27 protein-coding genes are annotated in these 26,501 nt (G+C 63.6%); 8 read left to right on the forward strand and 19 right to left on the reverse strand.

All coding sequences use genetic code 11. The features are described 5' to 3' along the window. Window positions 1-27: 27 nt before the first annotated feature. The 6 genes from BB934_RS20290 to BB934_RS20315 form a co-directional block, all read right to left on the reverse strand. Window positions 28-1,146, reverse strand: a complete 1,119-nt coding sequence (locus tag BB934_RS20290) for a branched-chain amino acid ABC transporter permease (protein WP_237050028.1) — start codon at window positions 1,144-1,146, stop codon at window positions 28-30. Next, window positions 1,143-2,165, reverse strand: coding sequence for a branched-chain amino acid ABC transporter permease (locus BB934_RS20295; RefSeq protein ID WP_099511246.1), 1,023 nt, complete (start codon window positions 2,163-2,165; stop codon window positions 1,143-1,145). Before BB934_RS20295 ends, BB934_RS20290 begins: the two co-directional genes overlap by 4 nt. Then, complete coding sequence (locus BB934_RS20300) at window positions 2,162-2,887, reverse strand: ABC transporter ATP-binding protein (RefSeq protein ID WP_099511247.1); 726 nt, start codon at window positions 2,885-2,887, stop codon at window positions 2,162-2,164. Before BB934_RS20300 ends, BB934_RS20295 begins: the two co-directional genes overlap by 4 nt. Beyond that, a complete protein-coding gene (locus BB934_RS20305; RefSeq protein ID WP_099511248.1) occupies window positions 2,880-3,659 on the reverse strand; it encodes an ABC transporter ATP-binding protein in 780 nt (259 codons plus the stop codon). Before BB934_RS20305 ends, BB934_RS20300 begins: the two co-directional genes overlap by 8 nt. Window positions 3,660-3,669: 10 nt before the next feature. Continuing rightward, the gene (locus tag BB934_RS20310; RefSeq protein WP_099513081.1) at window positions 3,670-4,860 is read right to left on the reverse strand and encodes a substrate-binding domain-containing protein; all 1,191 of its coding nucleotides are present in this window, start codon (window positions 4,858-4,860) and stop codon (window positions 3,670-3,672) included. Between the two features lie 108 nt (window positions 4,861-4,968). Beyond that, window positions 4,969-5,904, reverse strand: coding sequence for a DMT family transporter (locus tag BB934_RS20315; protein WP_099511249.1), 936 nt, complete (start codon window positions 5,902-5,904; stop codon window positions 4,969-4,971). Between the two features lie 83 nt (window positions 5,905-5,987). Between BB934_RS20315 and BB934_RS20320 the strand changes: the two genes are divergently transcribed. Continuing rightward, window positions 5,988-6,443: a PaaI family thioesterase gene (locus BB934_RS20320; RefSeq protein ID WP_099511250.1), complete on the forward strand. Its 456-nt coding sequence runs from the start codon at window positions 5,988-5,990 to the stop codon at window positions 6,441-6,443. Between the two features lie 12 nt (window positions 6,444-6,455). On the opposite strand, the gene BB934_RS20325 is transcribed toward BB934_RS20320, so the two are convergent. The 4 genes from BB934_RS20325 to BB934_RS20340 all read right to left on the reverse strand — a co-directional run bounded on the left by BB934_RS20325 (window position 6,456) and on the right by BB934_RS20340 (window position 10,225). Then, window positions 6,456-7,407, reverse strand: a protein-coding gene (locus BB934_RS20325; protein ID WP_237050029.1) for an IS630 family transposase whose coding sequence is annotated in 2 segments (ribosomal slippage) — window positions 6,456-7,070 and window positions 7,072-7,407 — 951 coding nt in all. Because the reading frame shifts where the segments join, the coding sequence is not laid out codon by codon here. A gap of 93 nt (window positions 7,408-7,500) precedes the next feature. Continuing rightward, on the reverse strand, window positions 7,501-8,415 hold the full coding sequence (locus BB934_RS20330; RefSeq protein ID WP_099511251.1) for an SMP-30/gluconolactonase/LRE family protein: 915 nt from the start codon (window positions 8,413-8,415) through the stop codon (window positions 7,501-7,503). Window positions 8,416-8,432: 17 nt separating this feature from the next. Next, window positions 8,433-9,269, reverse strand: a complete 837-nt coding sequence (locus BB934_RS20335; RefSeq protein ID WP_157934236.1) for a universal stress protein — start codon at window positions 9,267-9,269, stop codon at window positions 8,433-8,435. 131 nt (window positions 9,270-9,400) lie between these two features. After that, entirely contained in the window at window positions 9,401-10,225 is an 825-nt protein-coding gene (locus tag BB934_RS20340) for a polyphosphate kinase 2 family protein (RefSeq protein ID WP_099511253.1), read from the reverse strand. Window positions 10,226-10,366: 141 nt separating this feature from the next. Between BB934_RS20340 and BB934_RS20345 the strand changes: the two genes are divergently transcribed. Beyond that, a complete protein-coding gene (locus BB934_RS20345; protein WP_099511254.1) occupies window positions 10,367-11,002 on the forward strand; it encodes a glutathione S-transferase family protein in 636 nt (211 codons plus the stop codon). A 2-nt stretch (window positions 11,003-11,004) separates the two neighbouring features. On the opposite strand, the gene ligD is transcribed toward BB934_RS20345, so the two are convergent. The 7 genes from ligD to BB934_RS20380 form a co-directional block, all read right to left on the reverse strand. Continuing rightward, the gene (gene ligD, locus BB934_RS20350; protein WP_099511255.1) at window positions 11,005-12,579 is read right to left on the reverse strand and encodes a non-homologous end-joining DNA ligase; all 1,575 of its coding nucleotides are present in this window, start codon (window positions 12,577-12,579) and stop codon (window positions 11,005-11,007) included. Between the two features lie 99 nt (window positions 12,580-12,678). Then, a complete protein-coding gene (locus BB934_RS20355; protein ID WP_173909479.1) occupies window positions 12,679-14,355 on the reverse strand; it encodes an ABC transporter ATP-binding protein in 1,677 nt (558 codons plus the stop codon). Further along, complete coding sequence (locus tag BB934_RS20360; RefSeq protein WP_099511257.1) at window positions 14,330-15,472, reverse strand: ABC transporter permease subunit; 1,143 nt, start codon at window positions 15,470-15,472, stop codon at window positions 14,330-14,332. Before BB934_RS20360 ends, BB934_RS20355 begins: the two co-directional genes overlap by 26 nt. 8 nt (window positions 15,473-15,480) lie before the next feature. Beyond that, on the reverse strand, window positions 15,481-16,401 hold the full coding sequence (locus BB934_RS20365) for an ABC transporter permease subunit (RefSeq protein WP_099511258.1): 921 nt from the start codon (window positions 16,399-16,401) through the stop codon (window positions 15,481-15,483). An 85-nt stretch (window positions 16,402-16,486) separates the two neighbouring features. Then, entirely contained in the window at window positions 16,487-18,073 is a 1,587-nt protein-coding gene (locus BB934_RS20370; protein WP_099511259.1) for a peptide ABC transporter substrate-binding protein, read from the reverse strand. 171 nt (window positions 18,074-18,244) lie between these two features. Continuing rightward, entirely contained in the window at window positions 18,245-18,679 is a 435-nt protein-coding gene (locus BB934_RS20375; RefSeq protein ID WP_099511260.1) for a GlcG/HbpS family heme-binding protein, read from the reverse strand. Window positions 18,680-18,724: 45 nt separating this feature from the next. Then, window positions 18,725-19,951, reverse strand: a complete 1,227-nt coding sequence (locus BB934_RS20380) for a urate hydroxylase PuuD (RefSeq protein ID WP_099511261.1) — start codon at window positions 19,949-19,951, stop codon at window positions 18,725-18,727. 340 nt (window positions 19,952-20,291) lie between these two features. On the opposite strand from BB934_RS20380, the gene uraH reads away from it, so the two are divergent. The 6 genes from uraH (at window position 20,292) to BB934_RS20410 (ending at window position 24,547) form a co-directional block, all read left to right on the forward strand. Next, window positions 20,292-20,645, forward strand: a complete 354-nt coding sequence (uraH, locus tag BB934_RS20385) for a hydroxyisourate hydrolase (protein ID WP_099511262.1) — start codon at window positions 20,292-20,294, stop codon at window positions 20,643-20,645. A 1-nt stretch (window position 20,646) separates the two neighbouring features. Then, window positions 20,647-22,089 carry an allantoinase PuuE gene (gene puuE / locus BB934_RS20390; RefSeq protein WP_099511263.1) on the forward strand — a complete coding sequence of 481 codons (1,443 nt, stop codon included), beginning with the start codon at window positions 20,647-20,649 and terminating at the stop codon, window positions 22,087-22,089. A 76-nt stretch (window positions 22,090-22,165) separates the two neighbouring features. Further along, on the forward strand, window positions 22,166-22,612 hold the full coding sequence (gene lysM, locus BB934_RS20395; protein ID WP_099511264.1) for a peptidoglycan-binding protein LysM: 447 nt from the start codon (window positions 22,166-22,168) through the stop codon (window positions 22,610-22,612). Window positions 22,613-22,674: 62 nt separating this feature from the next. Further along, window positions 22,675-22,992, forward strand: coding sequence for a rhodanese-like domain-containing protein (locus BB934_RS20400; RefSeq protein WP_099511265.1), 318 nt, complete (start codon window positions 22,675-22,677; stop codon window positions 22,990-22,992). Window positions 22,993-23,124: 132 nt separating this feature from the next. Next, window positions 23,125-23,556 (forward strand): c-type cytochrome, encoded by a 432-nt coding sequence (locus BB934_RS20405; RefSeq protein ID WP_157934237.1) that lies wholly within the window; start codon window positions 23,125-23,127, stop codon window positions 23,554-23,556. A 58-nt stretch (window positions 23,557-23,614) separates the two neighbouring features. Then, window positions 23,615-24,547 (forward strand): c-type cytochrome, encoded by a 933-nt coding sequence (locus BB934_RS20410; RefSeq protein ID WP_099511267.1) that lies wholly within the window; start codon window positions 23,615-23,617, stop codon window positions 24,545-24,547. 199 nt (window positions 24,548-24,746) lie between these two features. Here BB934_RS20410 and BB934_RS20415 read toward each other — a convergent pair whose 3' ends face one another. Continuing rightward, window positions 24,747-25,364, reverse strand: a complete 618-nt coding sequence (locus tag BB934_RS20415) for a helix-turn-helix domain-containing protein (RefSeq protein WP_099511268.1) — start codon at window positions 25,362-25,364, stop codon at window positions 24,747-24,749. Between the two features lie 104 nt (window positions 25,365-25,468). Beyond that, on the reverse strand, window positions 25,469-26,401 hold the full coding sequence (locus BB934_RS20420; RefSeq protein ID WP_099511269.1) for a DMT family transporter: 933 nt from the start codon (window positions 26,399-26,401) through the stop codon (window positions 25,469-25,471). Between the last annotated feature and the right edge of the window lie 100 nt (window positions 26,402-26,501).

Here is a 26,501-nt window from a genome sequence, read left to right on the forward strand (position 1 = left end):
GCTCGCTAAGGTTTCCGGACCTAACCTTTATCGCCTCGCTTGCCTTAAGCGCCCGACGATGCCGCCCGGAAAAGCGTAGACGCTGACGACGAACAGGGCGCCGAGCCACAGCAGCCAGCGATCGGGATGGATGATGTTCGGCAGGACGGGGATGCCGGCCAGGGCCGCGCTTCCGGCGCCCATCAGCACCTGCAGGTAGCTCTGCGCCAGGACGAACAAAGCCGCACCAATGACCGCACCATACATGGTGCCCATGCCGCCGATCACTACCATGAGAAGGATGTCGACCATGATCGAGAAGGAGAGGGTGGTGTCCGGCCCGTTATAGCGCAGCCAGAGCGCCATGAGGGCGCCGGCAATCGTTGCGGCCAGGGCCGAGATGACGGAGGCGGCCGTGCGATAGGCGACTACGCGGTAGCCAAGCGCCTCGGCGCGGAACTCATTCTCACGGATAGCCTGCAGCACGCGACCGAACGGCGAGTTCACGATCCGGAGCAGCGTCAGAAAGACGAGCAGCGAGACGAAAAAGACGAGGTAATAGGCGAGCAGCCGCCCGTTGATCGCCGTGCCGAAGACAGGCTCGGAGAACAGCCGGAAGGCCGGGCGCAGCGCCGGAGGCAACTGGAACGACAGGCCGTCCTCGCCGCCTGTGATATCCGACAACTGCGAGGCCAGAACCGCAGCAGCCGAGGCGACTGCCAAGGTGATCATCGAGAAGAAGATGGCGCGCACCCTGAGCGAGAGCAGGCCGATGGCGACGGCCAGCACCGCAGACAGGGCGAGCGCTGCGACGAGCCCGATGGCGGCGGAGCTCCAGGTCGGTCCCATGCGCTCGAGGGCGATCGCGATGCCGTAGCCGCCGATGCCGAAGAACATGGTGTGGGCGAAGGAAACGATGCCCGAATAGCCGAGCAGCAGGTCGTAGCTCGCGACCAGCACGATGAAGACGCAGATCTTGGCCGCCGTGCCGACAGGCTGGCTGCCGGAGAAGAGGAAGGGCGTCGCGGCGAGCAGCAGCAGGATGGCAAGGAGAATGACGCTCAGCACCCGCGAACGAGGCAGGTCTGAGGACAGGATCGCGCTCAAGATGCCGCCCCGCCGGCGGGTCTCGTCGAAGGGAAGGGCGCGGGCAGGGGATGTGCTCATCGGCGGGCCACCGGAAACAGGCCCTCAGGACGCCAGATCAGGACGAGGGCCATGACGAGGATGTTGGAGATCAACGCGAGCTTGGGCTCGATGAAGCCGACATAATTGGCGACGAGCGCAACGAGGATCGAGCCGACGAAGCAACCGCCGACCGAGCCGAGGCCGCCGATGATGATGACGATGAAGACGAGCACCATCACCTCCATGCCCATGCCGGCAGTGAGCGTCTGGCGGTAGAAGGCCCACATGACGCCCCCTAGGCCCGCGAGCGCCGAGCCGGCGATGAACACGCTGACGAAGAGCCGGCGGATGCGGTAGCCGAGGGCCTCCACCATTTCGGGATTCTCGACGCCGGCCCGGATCAACAGGCCGATGCGGGTGCGGTTGAGCAGCAGCTGCATGCCGAAGAAGACCACCAACCCGATGACAACAGCCACGACGCGGAAGCGCTCCATGACGATGTCGCCGAGAACGAAGGCGCCGCGCAGGGATTGCGGCAGCGGGATCGGGATCGGCGAGGCGCCCCAGATCGCGTGGATCGCCTGCTCGGTGACGATCAGCCCGCCCATGGTGACGAGGATCTGCTTCAGATGGCTGCCATAGACCGGGCGGACGATCACCCGCTCGAAGACCGCACCGACAAGACCCGTCACCGTCATGGCGCACAGGATGCAGAGCAGCAGAAGCGCGAGATTGAGCCCGACGGAATCCGCCTGCGCCCATCCGGCCAGGGGACCGAGGACGAGAAGCGTGGCGTAGGCGCCGAGCGAGATGAAGACCCCGTGGCCGAAATTGATGATGTCCATCAGGCCGAAGACGAGGGTGAGGCCCGAGGCCATGAGAAAGATCATCATGCCCATGGCGAGCCCGGCGACGGTGAGCGTCACCCAGGTCGAGGGGCTGCCGACGAAAGGCAGCGCCAGGAGCGCAAGGGCCGGAACGAGGAGCAGCGGGAGCCAGTCCATCTTGGCGCGGGGCAGCTCAGTGGCGGCCGATGTATCAGCGGTCATGTCGCTCATTGATGCGCATCCAGAGAGAGACCGAGCAGACGCTGTTGCAGGTTCTTGTCCGTGACAAGCTCGCGCATGGCGCCGGCATGCACGATGCGCCCGTCGTCCATGACGACCACATTATCGCCGAGCGCCGAGGCCGCATAGAAATTCTGCTCCACCAACAGGATCGTCTCGCCTGAGGCCTTCAGAGCCTTGAAGGCCTCGATCATGGAGCGCACCATGACGGGCGCGAGACCCTTGGTCGGTTCGTCGATGAGCAGGAGACGCCGTGGCTCGGCGATGGCGCGGGCAATGGCGAGCATCTGCTTCTGCCCACCAGAGAGATTGCCCGCCGGCAGGTTCCAGAAGCGCTTGAGAGCGGGGAACAGGCCGAGGATCCAGTCGAGCCGTTTCTTGTCGACCGGCCCGCTGCGCGCCGCGAGCACGATGTTTTCGCGCACCGTCAAATCGGTGAAGATGCCCATGGCCTCCGGCACATAGGCGATGCCCGAGCGCGCAATGTCGGGCGTGGATGCCGAGGTGATGTCGCGGCCGTCGAAAACGATGCGGCCGGAGGAGGCCTGCCACAGGCCCATGATGGTGCGCAGCGTCGTCGTCTTGCCGGCGCCGTTGCGGCCGAGCAGCATGGTCAGCTCGCCCGCGGGGACAGCAAAGTCCACGCCGTGAAGGATATGATACGGACCGATATGCGTATGCACGCCGGAAAGCTGCAGGAGGGGCTCAGTCACGGGCGACCTCCACGCCGAGATAGGCTTCCTGCACCACCGGCGAGGCGATGACCTCGGCGGGCTCGCCGTCGGCGACGAGCGTGCCGTTATGCAGCACGATGATGCGGTCGGAGAGCGAGCGCACCACATCCATCTTGTGCTCCACGAGAAGCACCGTGGCATCCCCGCGCTGCTTGATGTCGTGGATGAGTTCGAGCACCGTCGGCGCCTCGTCGACGCTCATGCCGGCGGTCGGCTCGTCGAACATGAAGACCTTCGGCTCCATGGCGATCAGAAGCGCGACTTCGAGCTTGCGCTGGTCGCCATGCGAAAGGGCTTTCGGTGCGATGTGGCGCTTGTCGGAAAGCCGCACCCGTTCCAGGACGCTCTCGGCCTGCTCGATCAGGTCGCGTCGGGTGTTCCACACCTTGAAGAGCGACCAGCCCGCATCGGCGCGGCTCTGCACGGCAAGGCGCACGTTTTCCAGCGCGGTGAGCTGAGGAAACAGGTTGGTGAGCTGGAAAGCCCGCCCCAGCCCGCGCCGCGTGCGCGCGGACGGCGCAAGACCCGTGATGTCCTCGCCGCCAACGATGACCTGCCCCGAACTGGCTTTTAATTGGCCGGAGATGAGATTGAAATAGGTGGTCTTGCCGGCACCGTTGGGGCCGACGATGGCGGTGAGCGTGCCGGGTTTGAACCGGCACGACACGTCGTTGACGGCCACATGGCCGCCGAAGCGAATGGTAAGCCCGCGCGTTTCGAGCGCGGGCGTCGTCGTCGTTCCGAATGTCACAGATCGCTGCTTAGCGCTTGTTGCGAACCGGGATCGGCATCTTGTCGGCCGGGATGGTGGCGACGAGATCGAGCAGGTCGTTCGCGTCCTTGCCGTTGGCCTTGACCTTGAAGTGATACATGTCCTGCAGGGCCTGATGGTCTTCCTTGCGGAAGGTCATAGGCCCCTTCGGCGTCTCGAAAGTCATGCCTTCCATTGCCGTGATCAGCTTCTCGGTGTCGGTGCCGCCAGCCTTCTGAATGGCCGTAACGGCGGCGGATGCGGCTGCGAAGCCGCCGGCGGTGAAGAAGTCCGGCGGCGCGTTGTAGCGCTTCTGGTGCTCGGCCACGAGCCAGTCGTTCATCGCGTTCTTGGGGAAGGCATAGTAGTAATACACCGCGCCTTCCATGCCGGGATAATTCTTGTAGATCTGCATGGCCGGCAGGATATTGCCGCCGGGCGCGACCTCGATGCCGAAACGCTCCGGCTTCAGGTCGGCGATCTTCGGCAGCGGATGCTGGCCGGCCCAGATGATGTTGATGATCTTCTTGCCCGGCTTGTCCTTGAGCGCGTCGAAGATGCGCTGCGCGGACGCGGTGAAGTCCGTGGCGTTCTGCGGAGCGTATTCCTCGAACACCACCTTCGCATTCGGACGGATCTGGGCGAGGGCGTTCTTGAGGGCCGAAACGCCGTCCTTGCCGAAGGCATAATCCTGCGCGAGCGTGGCGATGGACACGTCGCCGCTCGCCGGAACGGCCGCGGCGGCGCCATAGGCGTCCTGGGTCGAGTTGCGTGCGGTGCGGAAGATGAAGCGGTTCCACTTCTCGCCGGTGATCGCATCGGCGACCGCAGGCTCCACGATCAGCACCTTGCCGTTCTCCTCGGCCACCGGCAGCATCGCGAGGGCCGCGGCAGACGATGTGGTGCCGACGGCAAGATCCACGTCATCGTCGTTATAGGCCTGCTCGAGCAAGGTCTTGGCGAGATCGGCCTTGAGCTGATCGTCCTTCACGATCACGTTGATCTTGCGGCCGCCCACCGCCATCGTGCCTTTGGTGAGATATTCGAGCCCCATCATGAAGCCGGCTTCGGTCTGCTTGGCATAAGCCTCGAGCGGTCCGGTCTTGCCGGCGATCAGAGCGATCTTGATGTCTTGCGCGAAGGCTGCGGAGGCAAAGAAAATTCCTGCCGCAGCGGCAGTAATCGTGAGCTTCAGACGCATCGGACTCCCCATGTTTTGTGGGGTCATTGACTGCTTTGCCTTCTCCCCTGTCAAGTTCGACTCTCGGACCATCTGCAGGAGAAGCGACACACTATTGCCGCGCCTGAATCAGGCCTCCGGCAGCACGGGTGTCTCGATGTCCTTCGCCTCGCGGCCGCGACGGGCGGCCTCGCGTTCCAGGAGGATCAAAGCCAGTCCGGCACCGCAGATGATGGCGGCTCCGACGAGCGTCCAGAAACCGACGACGTCGCCGAACGCCAGATAGCCGAGCACGATGGCCCAGACGATCAGCGTGTATTGATAGGGCGCGACCACGGAGGCCGGCGCTATCTTTAGCGAACGGTTGACGCAGACATGGGCGGCCATGGACACGATGCCGAGGACCAAGAGACCTGCCAGATCGAGCGGCCCGGGCGTGACCCAGGCGAGCGGTGCGGCAACGAGGCCGAAGATCAGGGTGCCGAGAATCTGGCCGAACACGAGCGTCGCGTCGTCCGTTTCCCGCAGCTTGCGGGTGGTGATCATCAGGAGCGAGTAGAAAAGGCTTCCGGCGAGGGCGATGAGGGCCGGCAGCGACAGGGTGGCCGGCGACGGGCGAAGCGCGATGAGAACGCCGACGAAGCCGAGCCCGATGGCGATGATGCGAGGCTTGTCGATCCTCTCGCCGAGCCAGAAGGCCGCAAAGGCCGCCACGTAGATTGGCCCGGCGAGGTAATAGGTCATCACGTCCGCAAGCGGCAGATAGGTGACGGCCCAGTAGAAGCACGCGACCTCGAGGGTCGACAGCGTGATCCGGACAGCATGCAGGCCCGGCTGCGGCGGGATGGCGAAGGGCACCTTCCGCTGGCGCATGATGGGCAGGAGAACCGCAAGGGCCGCGATGCTGCGCAGGAGCAGGACTTGCCCGACGGAATAGGTGGCCACGAGCCATTTTCCCATGACGTCGTTCAGGGCGAACATGAACACGCCCAGCAGCATTAGGCCGATGCCGACGAGCGTGCCCGAGCGGACTTTTTGGGCGGAAGACGAACCGGAGGAACTCATGGGCCGGATCAATGAGGGAAAATAGGCTTGATTCCAAGGCTTTTGAGGTCTGACTTAGGTCGAAGACATCCGGAGAGACCCATATGAATGATCCGACACCGAAAGATCCCGACTATGAGGCGCGGGTGCGGGCGAGCTTCGCGCGCCAGGGGTTGATGGTGACGCTGGGCGCATCGCTGATTCGTGTTGCTCCCGGCCTCGTGGAAATCTCGCTGCCCACATCCAATGCCGTGTCGCAGCAGCACGGCTTCGTACATGCGGGAGCGCTGGCCAGCATTGCTGATTCCGCCGCCGGTTACGCGGCTCTGACTCTGATGCCGCCCGCTGCAGGGGTTCTCACTGTCGAGTTCAAGATCAATCTCATGGCGCCGGGCATCGGCGAACGCATCACGGCGCGGGGCAATGTCGTCAAGGCTGGGAGAACGATTACCCTCGCGCAGACCGACGTGTTCGCCCTGCATGAGGGTCGAGAGAAGCGGATTGCCCTGCTGATGGCCACCCTCATGACAGTCGAAGGGCGCGACGGTGTAACCAGCTAGAGCACCGGCGGTTCAGACGAATCCATAACCTGCGTTGGTGAAGTAGTTTCGGCATTCCTCGGCCTCGATCCCATCGCAGATGTCCCCAATGGTCCGCCAGAGCGCGTCAAAGGTGCGGGCTTCGGCTTTGCGCAGGTGCGCCTTGATCTTGGCGAAGAGTTGCTCAATTGGGTTCAAATCCGGACTGTACGGCGGCAGGAACAGAAACCAGGCGCCGCGTTGCTTCAGGCAGTCCGCCGCCCTCTCACTCTTGTGCGCCGGCAGGTTGTCGAGGATCACCACGTCGCCCTTGGACAAGGTCGGGGCGAGCTGGGTCTCCACATAGGTCTCGAAGATCTGCCGGGTCATCGGCCCATCAATCACCCAAGGAGACGTCAGACCACAGTAGCGCAGCCCGGCGACAAAGGTTTGGGTCAGCCAGTGGCCGAACGGCGCCTTGGCATACAGGCGCTGCCCTTTCAGACAGCGGCCGCGCAGACGCGTCATCTTGGTGGATGTGCCGGTCTCATCGAGAAACACGAGCCGGTGCGGCTCCTGGCGCATGCGCGGCTGGCGCTTGGTGTACCAATGCTCGCGGGCCTGGCGCACGTCGGAGCGTTCTTGCTCGCTGGCCCGCAGCGTTTTTTTTGAAGCTGTAGCCCTGGCGGATGAACCAGTGCGAGATCGACGCGGGCGTGACCGTCGTGCCGAGGACCAGGAGTTCTGCGGCAAGTTGGGACATGGTGATGTCGCCCTTCTCGGCGACACGCTGGAGCAGGAACTCACGATGCGGGTCGAGCTTGGAGTAGCGCCAGCCGCCCTCCGGTTTAGCGGCCAGGCTGCCGGTGGCCCGATACGCCGCCATCAGCCGCACCACGAACGCGACCGAGACCTCGAAGTGGCGGGCGGCTTCATGGCAGGAATGCCCGGCCTCAACAAAGCGCGCCACCCGGCGGCGCAGATCCAGCGAGTAGGACTTGGTCATCGCTCATCTCCTCCCAGAAGAGGGTCGAGATGAGTGAATCACGAAGCCGCCACGTCGCATAGCCCTAGCGACTCCGTCAGAACTGCCGTTGCTCTAGAACGTCTTGGCGCCATTGACCGGCAGCATGATTGCGTAGAGCGAGGTTGTGGCGCAGATGTAGAGGCGGTTGCGCTTCGGGCCGCCGAAGGCCACGTTCGCCACAACTTCCGGCACCAGGATCTTGCCGATCAGCGTGCCGTCGCTCTCGTAGCAATGGACGCCATCGCCGGCGCTGGTCCAGATTCGCCCCGCCTCGTCCAGCCGGAAACCGTCGAACAGGCCCTCCGTGCAGGTCGCGAAGACGCCGCCTCCGGAGAGATTTCCCTTGTCGTCGACATCGAAGACGCGGATATGGCGCGGGCCGTCCGCCACATGGGTTGCGCCGGTATCGACGACATAGAGACGCCGCTCGTCGGGCGAGAAGGCGATCCCGTTCGGACGCACGAAGTCGTCGGCGACGATGCACACGTCGCCCGACTGCGGATCGATGCGGTAGACATGGCAGGCGCCGACCTCGCTGTCGGACTTGTGGCCCTCGTAGTCGGAATCGATGCCATAGGCAGGGTCGGTGAACCAGATCGACCCGTCGGATTTCACCACCGCATCGTTGGGGCTGTTGAGGCGCTTGCCTTGATAGTGGCTCGCCAGCACGGTGATGGAGCCGTCATGCTCGGTCCGGCTCACACGCCGGTTGCCGTGCTCGCAGGTGACGAGGCGGCCCTGGCGGTCGACCGTGTTGCCGTTGGAATGGCCGGCAGGATGGCGAAAGACGCTGACCGCATTCGAGGTCTCGTCGAAGCGCATCATGCGGTCGTTGGGAATGTCGCTCCAGATCAGATAGCGCCCGGCCGGGAAATAGGCGGGCCCTTCCGCCCAGCGGCAGCCCTCCGCCAGCTTTTCCAGCCGCGCCGATCCGATGAACAGGCGCCTGAAGCGATCGTCGAGGACAACGGCGACATCCCTGTACATGGAAGCGATATGTCCTCTCAGTGGGCCATCAGAACCGGCATGGCCGTGTTGCTCAGAATATGGCTCGTGGCGCCGCCGAAGAACATCTGCCGCAGGCGGCTTTGGGTATAGGCGCCCTTGACGAGAAGGTCGCAGCCGAGCGCCGTCGCCTCAGTCAGGATGGTTTCGCCGGGCCGGTTCGATGGGTCCGGCGCCATGACGGTCTCGGCGGGCAGGTCGTGCATTCTCAGGTGCCGGGCCAGCTCCGACCCGGAGGGCCCGGGCACGCCCCAATCGTCGAGTTCGAGCACGACGATGCGCCGGGCCTTCTTGAGCAGCGGCATCGATCCCAGAACGGCGCGGGCCGTTTCCGTGCTCCGGTTCCAGGCGATGACGGCGGTCTCGCCGAAGGTCCGGGTCGGCACAGGTGGAGCGATCAGAACTGGGCGTCCCGTCTCGAACAGGGCGGCTTCAACCGTGGAGAGGCGAGTCTGGCCGTTGGACCCGTCGGGGCGCCCGACGACCGCGATATCGAAAACCCTTCCATAGGCGCCGAGAAAGGCGTCCTCCATCAGCCCGTCCTGGCGCCAGCCAAAACTCGGCCCCGTCACGCCTGCGACTGAGCGCGAGATCTGCTTCGTCGTCATGAAGGCTTCGAAGCGCTCCCGGCAGGCCCGCGCCATCTCCAGGCGGTTCTCCGGTGTGATCGGGGAGGGCACGCCGATGGCGATGTCGACGGGGAGAACGACCGGATAATCCGGGGTGATCGCGATCCCTTCGACATAGCCGTCGAACATGCGGGCCAACTGCAGGGCAGTCTCCAGCTGGGGTTCGACGATGCCGTGGTCTTCGATCGGAACGAGAATGCTTTTCATAAGGATTATTGTCGCGCTTAAACCGGCCCTCGGCAAGTCCATCCGAAAGTTCAGTTCCCGCTGTGGATGGGAACCTCATCATGAGCGCCTCGGGCACAGAGGCCTATCCCGTATCCGGCACCCATCTGACTTTATTCGATCTCGAAATCTCTCGGCTTCCAGGAGACCTTCGGATATTGCGGATCCATCTCGTCGAGCGTTGCGCGGACGATGGTCGCGATGGCCGCGTTGCGCACCCATTTGCGGTCGGCCGGGATCACGTACCAGGGCGCCCATGACGTCGAACACCGCGCGAGCATGACCTCGTAGGCATCCTGGTAATCGTCCCAAAGCTTCCGGTCCTCGAGGTCGCCGGGGTTGAACTTCCAGCGCTTCTCCGGATCGTCGAGGCGCTCCTGAAGCCTTTCCTTCTGCTCGTCCTTGGAAATATGCAGCATGAATTTCAGGATCGTCGTGCCGGTCTCGACGAGCATCTTTTCGAAGTCGTTGATCTGGTCGTAGCGCTGCTCGATGATCTTTTCCGGCGCGAGCTTCTTGACCCTGCCGATCAGGACGTCCTCGTAATGCGAGCGGTTGAAGATGCCGATGGTGCCGCGTCGCGGGCAGGCGGCATGGACGCGCCAGAGGTAGTCGTGCTCCAGTTCGAGCGTCGAAGGCGCGCCGAAGGCATGGACCGAGACGCCGAGGGGACCTGTCGCGTTGAAGACGCCCCGGATGGTGCCGTCCTTGCCGGCGGTGTCCGTGCCCTGCAGGACAACCAGCAGGGCGCGCGAGCCTTCCGCATAGAGACGGTCCTGGAGGACGTCGATCTCCCGTGCGAGAGCCGCCGTCCCCACCTTCGTTTCCTCTTCATCCTTGAAATGGGATTTGTCCCGCGGATCGTGGTCCTTCAACTTGACCTTCGCTCCCGGCTTCACCTGGAGCTTTTCAATCAAGTCCTGCACCCGATCCGCCATATCCACTCTCCCTGTCGCTACGAGGACGATAGGGCGAGCGACCCGGAAAGGAAGCCTTGGATGGTTTCCGAAGCCACCTTTACGGGGCAGAGGGCTAGCCGTAACAAGAAAACGGTTTGTGATGCTCGAAAGGCGCTCGCGATGCTTGCTCTCTACTATTATCCCGGCAACGCCAGCCTGCTGCCGCACATGATGCTGCGGGAGATCGGGGTGGAATTCGAGCTGCGCCTCGTGGATCGCGGGCAGAACGCCCAGAAGAGTGCCGAGTATCTCAAGCTTAATCCGAGCGGCCGCATACCGGTTCTGGTGGATGGCGACCTCGTCCTGTTCGAAACCGCCGCCGTCGCTCTGTATCTCGCCGACAGATTCCCGGAGGCAGGGCTTGCTCCTGCGTCCGGAACGGCGGAGCGGGCAGCGTTCTACAGGTGGATGATCCACCTGACGAACACGCCGCAGGTCGAGTATCGCGCCTGGTTCTATCCGCATGAACATGTGATTGACGAGGCAGCCGCGCCGAGTGTCAAGGAAGCTGCCGGGCAGCGCCTCGACCGCATGTTCGACGTGATTTCGCAGCAGCTCGGCGACAAAACATGGCTTCTCGGCGAGCGCTTCTCCGCTGCCGATCTGTTCCTGTTCATGCTGATCCGCTGGGGGCGTGGCATGCCGCGACCGCCGCGCAGCATCCCGAACCTGAACGCCTTCGCGGAACGGGTGCTGGCCCGGCCGGCCGTTCAGAAGGCTCTCGATGCGGAAGGGATCAAGGCTCCCGTTTTCTGAGCTTACCGCTTTTTCTTCGAGGCTCGGATCTCAGGCAGAACCTGATCGATCTTGCCCATATCGGCCCAGGGATCCCGCTTGAGCGAGGCAAGACGCCTGCCGATATTGTCGATTGTGTAGCCGTTGGGCTTGAGATCGGGCGTCAGTTCCTTCCAGTCCACAGGCGTGGCGACGGGAGCGCCTGGGCGGGATCGGGTCGAATAGGGTGCCACCGCCGAAGCCTCGCGGTTGTTGCGCAGGTAGTCGATGAAGATCCTGCCCTCCCGTACCTGTTTCACCGAGGTCGTAGTGTAGCGCTCGGGCTCGTCGCCGGCCATCGCTTCGGCGATCTTTCGGGTGAAAGCGAGGGCATCCTTCCACTCGGCCTTCGGCTTGAGGGGCACGACCACATGAAGTCCCTTGCCGCCGGTGGTCTTGACGAAGCTTGCAAGATCCATGGCTTCCAGGCGGGCGCGAAGCGCAAGCGCTCCTTCGATCACGCGCGGCCATTCCACGCCTTCGCCCGGATCGAAGTCGAAGACGAGGCGGTCGGGCCGTTCCAGATCGGACAGCGTCGCGCCCCAGACATGCATCTCCAGAACGCCGGATTGCACGAGGGCGACGACGCCCTGGATGTCGGTGACAGACAGAGCCTCGTGCTCGCCGCTGTTGTCCGGGATCATGGTACGGTGGATGAAATCGCTCATGCCTGCCCAGGAATGACGCTGGACGAAGCATTTCTTTTCTGCGCCGCCTGGGCAGCGGATGAGCGTGAGGGGGCGGTTCGCCAGATGCGGCAGAAGCCACTCGGCGATGTCCAGATAATACTCGGCCAGCTCCTGCTTGGTGAGGCCCTGGTCCTCCCATAGTACCCGGTCCGGATGGGTCAGCCTCACGCCGGCCACGTCGACGGCGCCATCGTCCTTGGCGGGTTTGGCGGAAGCGGCAGCGCGCTTCGCGGGTTTGTCGGATTTCGTTGCGGCCGCTTTCTTCGCTGGGGCTTTCCGCTTGGCGGGGCTCTTCGCTGGCTGAGCAGGTCCGATCTCCTCAATCGAACGGCCGGTCTTTACCGACAAGGGAGCCTCCTCGAGGATATCCGGATCGTCCTCTGTGCGGGCATAGGAATCGTCGGCCTTGATCAGGAGCCATGATTCCTGGCGCTCACGCGGGCGCTTGGCCATGCGGACCAGATGCCAGGTGCCTTGCAGCTTCTCACCGTCGAGGCGGAAGGTGAGGCGGCCCTTCTCGATGCCCTCATGCGGGTCGCCCTCCGGCTCCCAGGTTCCACGGTCCCACAGCAGAACGGTACCGCCGCCATACTGGCCTTCGGGAATGGTGCCCTCGAAATCGCCGTAGCTGAGGGGATGGTCCTCGACCTGAACGGCGAGGCGTTTCTCACCTTTGACCAGGCTCGGGCCCTTGGCCACCGCCCAGCTCTTCAGGGTGCCGTCGAGCTCAAGACGGAAATCGTAGTGGAGGCGAGAGGCATCGTGCTTCTGCACGACGAAGGAGGCGCCGCGGCGCCGGGAGGCCTTGCCTGCCGGCTCCGAGGTTTTCGTGAAGTCGCGCTTGGCGCGATAAGCTGCGAGCTTTGCCATGGTGCCAGAGCATGATCCGGTGGTTTGGATGCCGGTTCACCGCATCGTCATGCGATGAACAAAGATCCAATCCGCACCGGGTTGCTCCGGTTCCACGTCTCAGGAAGCGAGGGGCTGGGCCGCCGCCTCGGCCTTGTCGCGCTCGGTAAGGAAGGCAGCCGCGATGAGATCGCGGGTGTATTCCTCGTGCGGCCGATCGAAGATTTCCTCCGCCGTGCCGCGCTCCACCACCTTGCCGCTCTTCATGACCATGATCTCGTCCGAGAGGGCGCGCACGACGGCGAGGTCATGGCTGATGAAGACATAGGCCAGGCCGTGCGCCTTCTGCAGGCCGCGCAGCAGTTCGACGATCTCCTTCTGCACCGAGCGGTCGAGCGCCGAGGTAGGCTCGTCGAGAACGACGAGCTTCGGGTGCAGGATCATGGCGCGGGCGATGGCGATGCGCTGGCGCTGGCCGCCCGAGAACTCGTGCGGGAAGCGGTTGCGCCCGGCCGGATCGAGCTGCACCTCCTCGAAGGCCTGGGCCGCGCGGCGGTCGCGCTCCTTGCGGGAAATGCTCGGCTCGTGGACGAGGAGGCCTTCCGTCACGATCTCGCCCGCCGTCATGCGCGGGGAGAGGGAACCGAACGGGTCCTGGAAGACGAGCTGGAGATGGCGCCGCAGGGGCCGCATGCCGCCGCGATCGAGGGGCATGAGGTTCCGGTCCTCGAAGCGCACGAGGCCGGATGCCGGCTGCAGGCGCAGGATGGCGCGGCCGAGCGTCGACTTGCCGGAGCCGGACTCGCCCACGACGCCCACGGTCTCACCGGCGCGGACCCGCAGGCTCACGTCGTCGACGGCACGAAGCACGTGGGTGGACTTGCCGAAGAAGCTCTTCTCGAGCGTGAACTGGACGCCGACATTCTTGGCTTCGAGCACCAGGGGTGCGCTGGATGCCACAGGCTCCTTGCGTCCGGTCGGCTCAGCATCGATCAGCATCTGGGTATAGGGATGCTTCGGGGCCGCGAAAATATCGGCGGTGGTGCCGCTTTCGACGACCTCGCCGCGCTTCATCACATAGGTGCGGTCGGCGAAACGGCGCACCACACCGAGGTCGTGGGTGATGAACACGATCGACATGCCGAGCCGCTTTTGCAGATCCGCGAGCAGCTCCAGGATGCGCGCCTGGACAGTCACGTCGAGCGCGGTCGTCGGCTCATCGGCAATCAGCACGTCCGGGTTGTTGGCGAGCGCCATCGCGATCATCACGCGCTGGCGCTGGCCGCCGGACATCTCGTGCGGATAGGCGTCGATGCGGCGGGCCGGATCCGGGATGCGGACGAGTTCCAAAAGCTCGATGGCGCGCTTGCGGGCGGCAGCCTTGCTCAGGCCGCCATGGGCGGTGAGCGGCAGCGCGAGTTGGTCTCCGATCCGGTAGAGCGGATCGAGCGAGGTCATCGGCTCCTGGAAGATCATGGTGAGCTTCGAGCCGCGATAGTTGTTGAGCCGGTCGGGCGAAAGGCCGACCAGCTCCTGGCCGCGGTACTTCACCGAGCCCTCGGCCCAGCCGTTCGAGGCGAGAAGACCCATGACCGACATCATGGTCTGGCTCTTGCCCGATCCGGATTCGCCGACGATGGCGACGGTCTCGCCGGGATTGATGTCGAGGTCGATGCCCTTCACCGCATGGAGGATGCCGTCGCCGGTGCGGAAGCGGACGTGAAGATTGCGGACGGAAAGCACGGGTTCGGGAATAGTGGCGTCCTTCATGTCAGCGATCCTTCGGGTCGAGAGCATCGCGCAGGCCGTCGCCGATGAAGTTCAGGCAGAAGAGGATCGTGACGAGCGTGATGGAGGGATAGATCAGCATCCAGGTCGCGCCCTGGATGTTCTTGGCGCCTTCTGAAATCAGAACGCCGAGGCTGGTGTTCGGCTCCTGGACGCCGAGGCCGAGGAAGGAGAGGAAGCTTTCCAAAAGGATCACCTTCGGCACGAGGAGCGTCATGTAGACCACGACGGGTCCGAGCGTGTTGGGGATCACGTGGCGGCGGATGATGCCCTTCGTCTCGACGCCGAGCGCCTCCGCGGCCTGCACGTATTCCTGCCGCTTGATGGAGAGCGTCTGTCCGCGGACGATGCGTGCCATGTCGAGCCACTCGACCGCGCCGACCGCGATGAACATCAGCACGAAGTTGCGGCCGAAGAACACGACCAGCATGATCACGAAGAAGATGAAGGGCAGGGAATAGAGAATGTCGACGATGCGCATCATCACGAGATCGACGCGTCCGCCGAGATAGCCGGAGGTCGCGCCGTAGATCACGCCGATCAGGATCGCGACGAAGGTCGCGAGCAGGCCGATGGCGAGCGAGACCTGGCCCGCCTTCATGGTGCGGGTCAGAAGATCGCGGCCGTTGGTGTCGGTGCCGAAGATGAAGTGCTGGCGCTTCAGGGGCACGTCAACGACGAGCCGCTGGCCGTCCTGCTGCTTTTCGACGACGCGGGCCGGTCCGAACAGGTCCGAGCGCTCGAAATAGGCGAGAAGCCGCTCGTCGATCGGGCGGGCGCTCGAACTCACGAGGGTCATGTGAACCACATCGTTGTCGATGGTGATGCCCTCGGCCTTTGCCCGAACGCGGGCGCCGATGCGCTCGATGTTCGGCTCGACCTGGTCGGCCTTGGGGTAGGCCTCCAGGCTTGCCGGCACCTTCACGTAGTCGGGGTAGACCCGGTCGAACGGATGGCCCGTGAAGAACGGCCCGAAGACGCAGGCGAGGGCGACCAGGGCCAGCACGATGATGCTGGTGAGAGCGGCCCGGTTGCGGATGAGACGTCCGCGGGCCTCGGCCCAGAGGGAACGTCCGGTGATGGGTCCCGTCATGATCTCGACAGGAAGAACGGCGCCTTCAGCCATGGGAGATCTCACTCGTAGCGAATGCGCGGATCGATAAGGGCGTAGAGAATATCGACCACGAGGTTGAACAGCAGAACGAAGACGGCCACCACGACGACCGTGCCCATGACGAGCGTGTAATCGCGGTTGAGCGCCCCTTCGACGAAGTAGCGTCCGATGCCCGGCAGACCGAAGATGGTCTCGACCACCACGGAGCCGGTGAGCAGGGCAGCCGCCGCGGGGCCGAGATAGGATACCACGGGCAGGGCCGCGCCGCGCAGGGCATGAACCACGACGACCCGGGTTGGCAGGCCCAGGGAGCGCAGGGTGCGGATATGGTTCGAGCGCAGGTTCTCGATCATGGCCGCGCGGGTCATGCGCGAGACGACCGCGATCTGCGGCAGGGCCAGCACCAGCACCGGGAGGATGAGGTTGCGCAGGTTCCCATTGGCCCATCCGGCGACGGGCAGCCAGGCCAGCGTCAGGCCGAAGACGATCTGGAAGATCGGGGCCACCACGAAGTTCGGGATGGTCAGGCCCAGAGCGCCTATGCCCGTGACGAAATAGTCGACGGTGCTGTTCTGGCGCATGGCGGCGATGGAGCCGAGGGTGCCGCCGACGATAATCGCGAAGGACAGCGCAAGGCCGCCGAGCGTCATCGAGATCGGCAGGCCCCGGGCGAAGAGCTCACCCACGGAGAAGTCGCGCAGGATGAAGGAGGGCCCGAAATCGCCCCGCATGACGGCGCCGAGATAGAGCCAGTATTGCTGGATCAGCGGCTTGTCGAGCTGATAGATCCGGTTGAGGTTTTCCATCACCTTGGCCTCGAGAGGCCTCTCCAGATCGAACGGTCCGCCCGGAGCGAGCCGGATCAGGAAGAACGAGATGGTGATGATGATGAAAAGGGTAGGGATGGCCGACAGGAAACGGCGAAGGATGAAGGAGAGCACGGGTAGCTCCTCCTGCTGCTACAGCATAACAGTAAAAGAATAGGGCGGCCTGACAAGCAGACCGCCCCCCTTATCAGATTTATTTTTACTGCGTCTTCGACAGATACCGCGTCGGATAGACGCCGCGGGTGTTCTGGACGAAGCCCTTGATCTTCGGCGAGATCAGGTTGCTCTTGCCGTAGTACATGATCGGGATCCAGGGCATGTCCTTCATGAGCATCGCCTCGGCCTGCTTGAGCATGTCGGAGCGCTTCTTGAGGTCCAGCTCCTTGGCAGCGCCGTCGAGCAGCTTGTCGAACTCCGGATTGTTGTACTTGCCGTAGTTGAAGCCCTTGTTGTCGCTCTTGAGCAGGAACAGGAAGTTGTTCGGATCCGAATAATCGGCGATCCAGCCGTAGCGGGCTACATCGAAGTCGCCGCCGTCGCGCAGATGGGCGAAGTGGGTCTTGCCGTCCGTGTTGATGAAGGAGGTCTCGATGCCGGCCTGCTTCCACTGCTCGGAGATGGCGATCACCGAGTTCCGGTTGTTATCCGTGGTGTTGTAACGGATCTCGACCTTCAGCGGCTTGCCGGGGCCGAAGCCCGCTTCCGTCAGAAGCTTCTTGGCGGCTTCCTCGCGGTCGATCGGCGACTGGTCCTTGTAGCTCATGTAGGCCGGATCGCCGTAATTGCCCACGCCCGGAGGCATGAACGAATAGCCCGGCTGCATGGTCTGGCCCCAGATCTGCTCCGCGACAAATTCCCGGTCGACCAGCATGGAGAGGGCCTGGCGCACCTTCACGTCATTGAAGGGGGCCTTGGAGGAGTTCACGACGAGGTACCAGGTGCCGAGATACGGACCGAGGCGGACCTGATCCTTGAAGCGCTCCTTGAGCGACTTCATCTGGTCGGCCGGCACGTCGTCGGTGGTGTCGAGCTCGCCGGCCTCATAGCGGCGGACCATGGCGGCGAAGTCCGGGGTCGGGAAGTAGTTGACCGTGTCGATCTGGACGTTCTTCGCGTCGTAGTAGTTCTCGTTCTTGGCGAGCTTGATGTGGGAGTTCGGCACGAACTCGACGAGCTTGTAGGCGCCGTTCGTCACCATGTTGCCCGGCTTCACGAAGTCCTTGCCGAACTTCTCGACCGAGGCCTTGTGCACGGGCAGGCTGGTCTGGTGGGTCAGCAGCTCGATGAAGTAGGGGGTTGGCGACTCGAGGGTGATCTCGACGGTCTTGGCGTCGACGGCCTTCACGCCGAGTTCCTCGGGCTTGCCCTGACCCTTGTTGATCTTCTCGGCATTCTTGATGGGATAGAGGATGTTGGCGTATTTCGCGCCCGTCGCCGGATCCATGATGCGGCGATAGGAATAAACGAAGTCTTCGGCCGTCACCGGATCGCCGTTCGACCATTTCAGGCCATTGCGCAAGGTAAAGCGATAGGTCTTGCCGTCGTCGCCGATTTCCCACTTCTCGGCCTGGCCGGGAACAGCTTCACCCTTGGCGCTGTAGGTGACGAGGCCTTCGAGCATGTCGCGCAGGATATGCGCTTCCTGCACGGTCGAGGTCTTGTGGGTGTCGAGCGTCTCGGGCTCGCCTGAATTGGCGCGGTTGTAGACGGTTTCAGCCGACGCGGCGCCCATGAGGGCGGCCGTGGCGACGGCAGCGAGAGCCGTGCGTTTGATCCATGATGACATCGGACGCGTTCCCTTTCGAATTTTATATCAGAGTCTTGGAATGTTTTCGGTCAGAGCCTGTAGGGCAGTAACCTTGCCCTATTTGTTGATCAATCAACTGTTTATGTCCAGTACTATCCCAAAATTTTGGAGAAACCTGAAATAACAAAGACTTGAGTATATTTGGGGGCCTCAGGCCCCCGTGTCGAAGACCAGCCCGGCGGCCTCGATCCCGCCTGCGGCGGCAATTTCGTCATTGTCGGAGGTATCGCCCGAAACGCCCACGGAGCCCAGCGTCGCGCCCTGGGCGTCCTTGATCAGGACTCCGCCCGGAACTGGCACGAGCTGGCCGCCGACGGCATGGGTGGCGGAGGCGATGAAATACGGCCGGTCCACCGCCATCTTGTGCAGCGCGCGCGTGCCGACGCCGAGGGCCAGGGCGCCGTAGGCCTTGCCCATGGCGATCTCGGCCCGCTTGAGGCTCGTGCCGTCCTCGGCAAGCAGGGCCTTCAGGGCGCCTCGGGCGTCGTAGACGACCACCGCGAGCGGCTTGAAGGATTTTTCCCGGGCGGTCTTGAGAGTGGCGGCTGCAATCTTCTGAGCTGTATCCAGGGTGAGTTCGGTCACTGGTGTCCTCCATTAATATGATTATTGGCGCAGGGCACAGGGTAGCTAGCGGGTGGCGGTGTCCCGTGCTGCCAGCCAGGTTGCCACGGCCTTACGCTCGTCCAGGGTCATCTCGGTGATGTTGTTCGGCGGCATGGCATGGGTGAGCACGCTCTGGATGCGGATGATCTCCGCATGGCGGGCGATCTCTTCGGGCGTGTCGAGGCGCACGCCCTTCGGAGCGGTGACGATGCCCTCCCAGACCGGCTCGGCCGCATGGCACATGGAGCAGCGAGACTGGATCGTGAGGACCGCCTCATCGAAGGAGGCGGTGACCGCAGCCGGCGTCGTGGCGGCCGGAGCGTTCGACAGGTTGGCGTAGCCGGGCTTGCCGATGATCGATAGCCAGATTGCCGTCCAGATGCAGAGCGCCGCGACGGCCCAGGTCCACCAGGGGGAGCCCTTGCCGGCATGCTGCGAATTGAAGAAGTGCCGGATGACCGCACCGGCGATCACGATCAGCCCGATGATGGCGACTGCATAGCGCGACGACCATGCGAGCGGGTAATGGTTCGACAGCATCAGGAAGATGACGGGCAGGGTCAGGTAGTTGTTGTGAGTGGAGCGGAGCTTGGCCTCCTTGCCGAGCTTCGGGTCGGGCGAGCGACCGGCCAGCAGTTCGGCAACCACCTTCTTCTGGTTCGGGATGATGATGAAGAAGACGCTGGCCGACATCCAGGTGGCGATCATCGCGCCGGTATGGAGAAAGGCGGCACGGCCGTTGAAGACTTGGGTGAAGGCGAAGGCGGCAAGAAGGATATAGACGAAGAGCGCGACGCCGAGAACGTTACCGTTCCTGCCGAGCGGCGAACGGCACAGGCCCTCATAGACGAACCAGCTCACCACGATGCCGCCGATGCCGATGGCCGGCGCCTGCCAGAACTCGAGGGCGCGGACAGTTGGATCGATAGTGTAGAGATCGGCGTGAAGGTAATAGACCCAGACGATGAGGAAGAAGCCGCTGATCCAGGTGGAATAGCTTTCCCACTTGAACCAGGTCAGTTCCTTCGGCAATTCGGGCGGCGCAACAAGGTACTTGCGCATGTTGTAGAACCCGCCGCCATGAACCTGCCACGCCTCGCCGCTTACGCCTTCCGGAAGGCCGTCCCGCTTCTTCAGGCTGAGATCCAAGTGAATGAAGTAGAAGGACGAGCCGATCCAGGCGATGGCGGTGATCACGTGGGTCCAGCGGATGATCTGGCTGATCCACTCGGAAATCTGCGGGTCGATCATGCAGGTCCTTGGGCGATGGAAAGAGCGCTTACCCTAGCGCATCGTGCGGAAAAGTGGACTCGGTTTTCGCTGACGCGGCCCTCTGGGTCCGCCCTCGACGATGCGTTCGTCAGGAAGGAGCATCGGATGAACCCCAAAAGTGCAGTCCACTTTTGGGTCCGATGCTCTGCGGTGATATCATTTGCGAAAGGCCGGTTTCGCGCTTTTTCAACAGGAAGTCCGTCCCGATCCTTCGGCCTTTCTGCTGCCGATGCCAGCCGGATGGCTTGACGCCGGGGCGGCAGCCCGAAAGATTTCAGGGACTATTCCCGATCCGGCCATACTCTCTCCGCGAGGTTTCATGGGACGCCTGTCCACCCACGTTCTGGATACTGCCAACGGCAAGCCCGCCAAGAGCGTCGCCATCGAGCTTTTCGCCATCGAGGGTGACCAGCGCCGTTCGATCCTTAAGACGACAACCAATGCCGATGGACGCACCGATGCACCGCTGATGATCGGCGAGGCCTTTCGGGTAGGCACTTTCGAGCTTGTCTTCGACGTGGGGGCCTATTTCCGATCCGTCGCGACCGCCACGGCGGATCCGCCCTTCCTGGATCTCGTGCCGATCCGCTTCACCATCGCCGAACCCGATGGGCACTACCATGTTCCGCTCCTCGTTTCGCCCTGGAGCTATTCCACCTATCGAGGAAGCTGACGTGACCGACAGTTCTTATCCCCGCGACCTCGTCGGCTACGGCCGCAATCCGCCGCATCCGCGCTGGCCGAACGATGCGCGGATCTGTGTCCAGTTCGTGATCAATTACGAGGAGGGCGGGGAAAACAACATCCTCCACGGCGACCGCGCCTCGGAAGCATTCCTGTCGGAGATCGTCGGCGCTCAGGCATGGCTCGGCCAGCGGCACATGAGCATGGAGTCGATCTACGAATACGGCTCTAGGGCCGGCTTCTGGCGCCTGTGGCGGATGTTCACCGAGCGCGGCATGCCGGTGACCGTCTACGGCGTCGCCACGGCCCTGATGCGTAACCCGGAAGCGGTTGCCGCGATGAGGGAAGCCGATTGGGAGATCGCGAGCCACGGCCTCAAATGGATCGATTACCGGGACTTTTCGGCGGAAGAGGAGCGGGCCCACATGAACGAGGCGATCCGCATCCACACGGAGGCGACGGGCGAGCGCCCGCTCGGCTGGTACACGGGTCGCACCTCCGAGCACACCAATCGCCTCGTCGCGGAGGAGGGCGGCTTCCTCTACAGCGCCGATTCCTATGCGGACGAATTGCCTTACTGGGAGGCTCACGGCGAAAGGCAGCAGCTGATCGTTCCCTATACGCTCGATGCCAACGACATGCGCTTCGGCACGCCGCAGGGCTTCAACTCGGGCGATCAGTTCTTCGCCTATCTGAAAGATAGTTTCGACACGCTTTATGCGGAAGGCGAGACCGCGCCGAAGATGCTCTCGGTCGGTCTCCATTGCCGTCTCGTCGGCCGTCCCGGGCGCGCCGCGGCGCTCGCCCGTTTCCTCGATTACGTCGCTTCTCATGAGAACGTCTGGATCGCCAAGCGCATCGACATCGCCCGGCACTGGATCCGCCGCCACCGTCCCGCCGACGTGAGACCCAGCACCATGAACCAGGCTCTGTTCGTCGAGCTTTTCGGCGACATCTTCGAGCATTCGCCTTGGATCGCCGAGCGAACGTACGATGCCGGCCTCGCCACCGGGCAGGATACTGCGGAGGGACTTCACGCCGCCATGGTGCGAGTGCTCTCCGAGGCGACGCACGAGCAGAAACTTGCGCTCATCAACGCGCATCCCGATCTTGCCGGGCGCCTCAAGCTCGCCGACCTCACCGCCGATTCGAGGGGCGAGCAATCCTCCGCCGGGCTCGACACCCTGACCGCGGTAGAGCGCGATCAATTCCTGAAGCTCAACGATTCCTACAAGCAGAAATTCGGCTTCCCGTTCATCATGGCCGTGAAAGGGCGCTCGAAGGACGAGATCCTGGCTGCCTTCGAGGAGCGGCTGGATCATGAGACGGACCAAGAGTTCGAGGCCGCCATCGTGCAGATCGAGTTGATCGCGCTGCTCCGGCTCAAGGAGCGCCTGCCGTCGCTCGCCGATGTCTTCTCGAGTCTGGCCTGATCGGAACCGTTGGCACAACCACGCGTCTTCATCACAGCTTGGCCATCGTAAGCCAAGTGGCCAAGAGGAGGACGACATGGGTCTGTTCAAGTTCATCAAAGAGGCGGGCGCCAAGATCTTTGGCGGAAGCGCCGCTGCCGCAACTCCCGAGAAGCTGCAGCAGGAGGTTCAGGGTCATGGCTTCGATGCAACCAAGCTCGGGATCCAGGTCGAGGGCGACAAGGTGAAACTGTCGGGTCAGGCCACCAACCAGGAGGAAGCCGAGAAGATCATCCTCTCCCTTGGCAACACCTACGGCGTGGCCGAGGTCGACACTTCCGAGCTCAAGGTGCAGCAGCCATCCTCTCCCTCGACCATGTACACGGTCCAGAAGGGCGATACTCTCTGGGAGATCGCCGAGAAGCATTACGGCAAGGGCAAGGGCGCGAAATATACGGAAATCGTCAAGGCCAATTCGCCGCCGGTCAAGGATCCCGATCTGATCCAGCCGGGTTGGGTGCTCCGGATCCCGCCGCTGGCCTAAACCGCGATTGCGCTCCTCCCTGCCAAGCCGGTATGAGTGGCTCCTCGCAGGGAGGATTTTTCATGAGTGAAGCGCCGAAGGTCATCGATCTCGACCGCGAGGCCGTCAAGCAGGGGCTCCGCGAAGGCTCGTTCGTGCTGGTCGATGTGCGCGAGCCTCATGAATTCGCTGCCGGACACATTCCGGGCGCCGTGTCCCAACCCCTCTCGACCTTCGACCCCTCCGCGCTGCCCCAGGGCAAGCGGGTGGTCTTCTCCTGCGCCGCCGGCGTCCGCTCGGTCAGGGCGCTCGAATTCGCGCAAGGGGCCGGTCTCGATATCCGCGAGCACTACAAGGGCGGCTTCAAGGACTGGGCCGCCGCGGGCGAACCGGTCGAATAGGTCATCGGCGGCTCTTCACATAGATTTGTTCTAAGGTGGAGTGCTCAAGCTTGGCGAGATGTGCGCTAATGCCGGCCCGCTGACGACGGTTCGTAGGGACACCGTCGAATCGCGCCCATGAGGGAAGAACATATGAAGCGTACACTTTTCGTCGCCGGCCTTGTGGCCTTCGGAGTGACTGCCGCCATCGCCCAGAGCAACAAGGTGGAGCAACGCCAGGCTCTGATGAAGGAAATGGGCGCTCAGTCCCGCACGCTCGGGGGCATGCTGCGTGGGCAGGCGCCATTCGACGCCGCGCAGGTTCAGGCCGGCCTAAAGGTTTTCGCCGAGAACGCCCAGAAGGCGGGCCCGCTGTTCACCGAGGACACCAAGGGCGCGGAAAAGACTGCCGCCCTGCCGGCATTGTGGGATTCGAAGGCCCAGTTCGATTCGATCCTGGCGAAGTTCGGCCAGGACGCCCAGGCCGCCATGGCGTCGATCAAGGATGAGGCGACCATGAAGGCGGAGCTGCCGAAGGTTCTCCAGAACTGCGGCACCTGCCACCAGACTTTCCGCAAGAGCTGAGAGACCCATATCTGCGCGGGCGGCCGACGGGCCGCCCGTTTCGTTTGGAGAACAGTGGATGCGTAAGGCGCTCATCGGCCTGGCCGCCCTGGCGATTCTCGGGGTGCTCGGGTTCCTGGCTCTGACCTCGCCATCGGCCTATCGCCTCATCCGTCCGGAGCCTGCCGCCGCTGCCGGCCGCGCTCCGGATGTGGAGAACGGCCGCATCTTGTTCTTCGCCGGAGGCTGCACCTCCTGCCACGCGGTTCCCAATCAGGCGGACAAGCTGCGGCTCGGCGGCGGCTATGCGCTGAAATCCCCCTTCGGCACCTTCCACGTTCCCAATATCTCGCCGCACAAGCAGGACGGTATCGGCTCCTGGACCGCGGCCGATTTCGTCCGCGCCATGCGCGAAGGCGTGTCCCCCGACGGGCGCCACTATTACCCCGCCTTCCCCTATGCCAGCTATCAGCGGATGAGCCCGGAAGATCTCGGCGATCTCTTCGCCTTCATGCAAACTCTTCCCGCCGTCGAGGGACGGGCCCCCGGCCACGACCTCCCGTTCCCGTTCAATATCCGCCGTGGCGTCGGGCTCTGGAAGCTGGCCTTCCTGGACGGGCAGGTCTTCCGGCCAGATCCGTCCAAGCCGGCAACCTGGAACCGGGGCGCCTATCTGGTGAATGGGCCAGGGCATTGCGCGGAGTGCCACAGCGAGCGCAACTTCGCCGGCGGCATCGTTGAGGATCGCCGGTTCGCCGGCGGCCCGGATCCCGAAGGCGGCAGGGGCACTGTGCCCAACATCACGCCGCATCAGAGCGGGATCGGCGGCTGGAGTCCCGAGGAAGTCGCTACATTGCTGAAGACCGGCGAGACGCCGAATTTCGACACGGTCGGCGGCCCGATGGGCGCCGTCGTGGCCAATACCGCTCAACTGCCCGACGCCGATCGTCAGGCGATGGCCGAATACTTGCTGTCCCTACCGCCTCGGGTGGGATTCAAGAAGCCTGAATAAATTAGATCGCCCGAGAGTAAGCTCGACTACAAGCGTGGAAACTCCTCCAACCTCATCCTGAGGGCAGACGCAGTCTGCGTCTCGAAGGAGGATCCAGCCATCTCTGGAGGCGCCCTCGTCCTTCGAGACACCGCCTCCGGCGGCCCTCAGGATGAGGGCTTAGGGTGTCGAGTCTTGAGCCCGCCCATCTGGATAAGCCTCAATCCATCACGGCGGCTTTGAGGATGCAGACCATGGTGGCGCGGCCGGGGCTATTGCCGATGCAGCGCACCGAGTGGGGGCGGTCGCAGCGGTAGCGCAGGCTTTCACCGGCTCTGGCCTGCTGCGTCACGCCTCCGACCTCGACCTCGAACTCGCCCTCCAGCACCGACAGGCACTCGACCGAGCCGCGCTGGTGGCTGTCGGAATCGAGCACGCCGCCGGGTTCGGACTGCACGTCGTACCATTGCAGCCATTCGATGGTCTTGAGCCAGCCGATGATGGCGAGGCGCATCTTGCCGTCCTCGGAGACGAGGATCGGGGTGTCGGCCTTGGACGACTTCTCGATGAAGGGCTCTTCGTCGCCGGAGGCCAGGACCCGCTCGATCGAGACGTCCAGGGCTTGGCTCAGTCGCCAGATGGTGGCCAGTGTGGGGTTCGTCTCGTTGCGCTCGATCTGGCTGATGATCGACTTCGCGACGCCGGACTGCTCGGCCAGTTCCGAGAGGGACAGGTTATAGGCCTTGCGCAGACGCTGGATGGTCTTGCCCATGTTGCCGGAGAGAACCTGCGCGCCCGTTTCCAGTTCTCGGCTCCGTTCTTTGCCCTCGACGCCCATGACTGCCTCTGTTCTGGAAAACGTACGCTCGTTCCTCAAAACGGTTGTGGGGTAATCGACAGGGCGGGTCAAGCACCGGCACGCTGCAGGCCCGCCTTTTCGGGTTAGACACCCGGTCTTTGCGGGGTCGCCTGCAATTCCTTGGTCCGCAGGAGGCCGAGGCGATGCTCGCGCCAGACGATGAACAGCCCCGTGGCGGCGACGATGGCGGCGCCGATCAGCACGGCGAGGGTCGGCAGATCGCCGAAGATGAACCAGCCGAACAGGAGCGCCCAGATCATGGTGGTGTATTCGAAGGGCGCGATCACCGAGGTATCCGCATACCGGTAGGACTGGGTGACCAGGATCTGGCCGATTCCGCCCAGGATGCCGACGAGAACGAACAGGGCGAGGTCCATCGCATCCGGCATGTGCCAGCCCAGGGTGATGGTGCAGAGCGACAGGCCGGAGGCCATGATGAAGAAGTAGAAGACGATGGCGCCGGTCTTCTCCGTCTCCGTCAGGCGCCGGACCTGGATCGTGGCGCCGGCCGAGCAGAAGGCTCCGGCGAAGGCGAACATGGCGCCCAGCGTCGGCCCGGCATTCAGTTCGCCGCCGAAGGTCCCGATCTTCAGATAGGGCGAGAGCATGATGAGAACGCCGGCGAAGCCGATGCCGACCGCCGTCCACCGATAGGCGCGTACCGTCTCTTTGAGGAGGAGCGCCGCCAGGATCACGGCGATGAGCGGCGAGGCGTAGCCGATGGCGATGGCATCGTGGAGGGGCAGATAGGAGAGGGCGGCAAAGCCGAGATACATCGCGCCCGTGCCGATGAAGCCGCGCTTGAAATGCCCGACCACGTTCTTCGTGCGCACCGCGTTGATGAGGTCCCCCTGCCATCTCAACCAAAGCAGCAGCGGCAGCAGCGCGAAGGCGGAGCGGAAGAAGACGATCTCGCCGACGGGGTAGCGCACGGTGAGCGTCTTGAGGGTCGCCGACATCATCGTGAAGACGACGGCCGATATGACTTTGAGGGAGATCCCCAGCAGAGGTTTCACAGGAGGCGGGTTTTCACGGGTCGAGTCGCTTGACGGGAAGGTCAGCAACCAACCACGGAGAAGCCGCCGCGTGAAGTCCCAATCGGTCCGAAAGCCCCTG

This window comes from Microvirga ossetica (assembly GCF_002741015.1).
In the GTDB taxonomy this organism is placed as follows: domain Bacteria; phylum Pseudomonadota; class Alphaproteobacteria; order Rhizobiales; family Beijerinckiaceae; genus Microvirga; species Microvirga ossetica.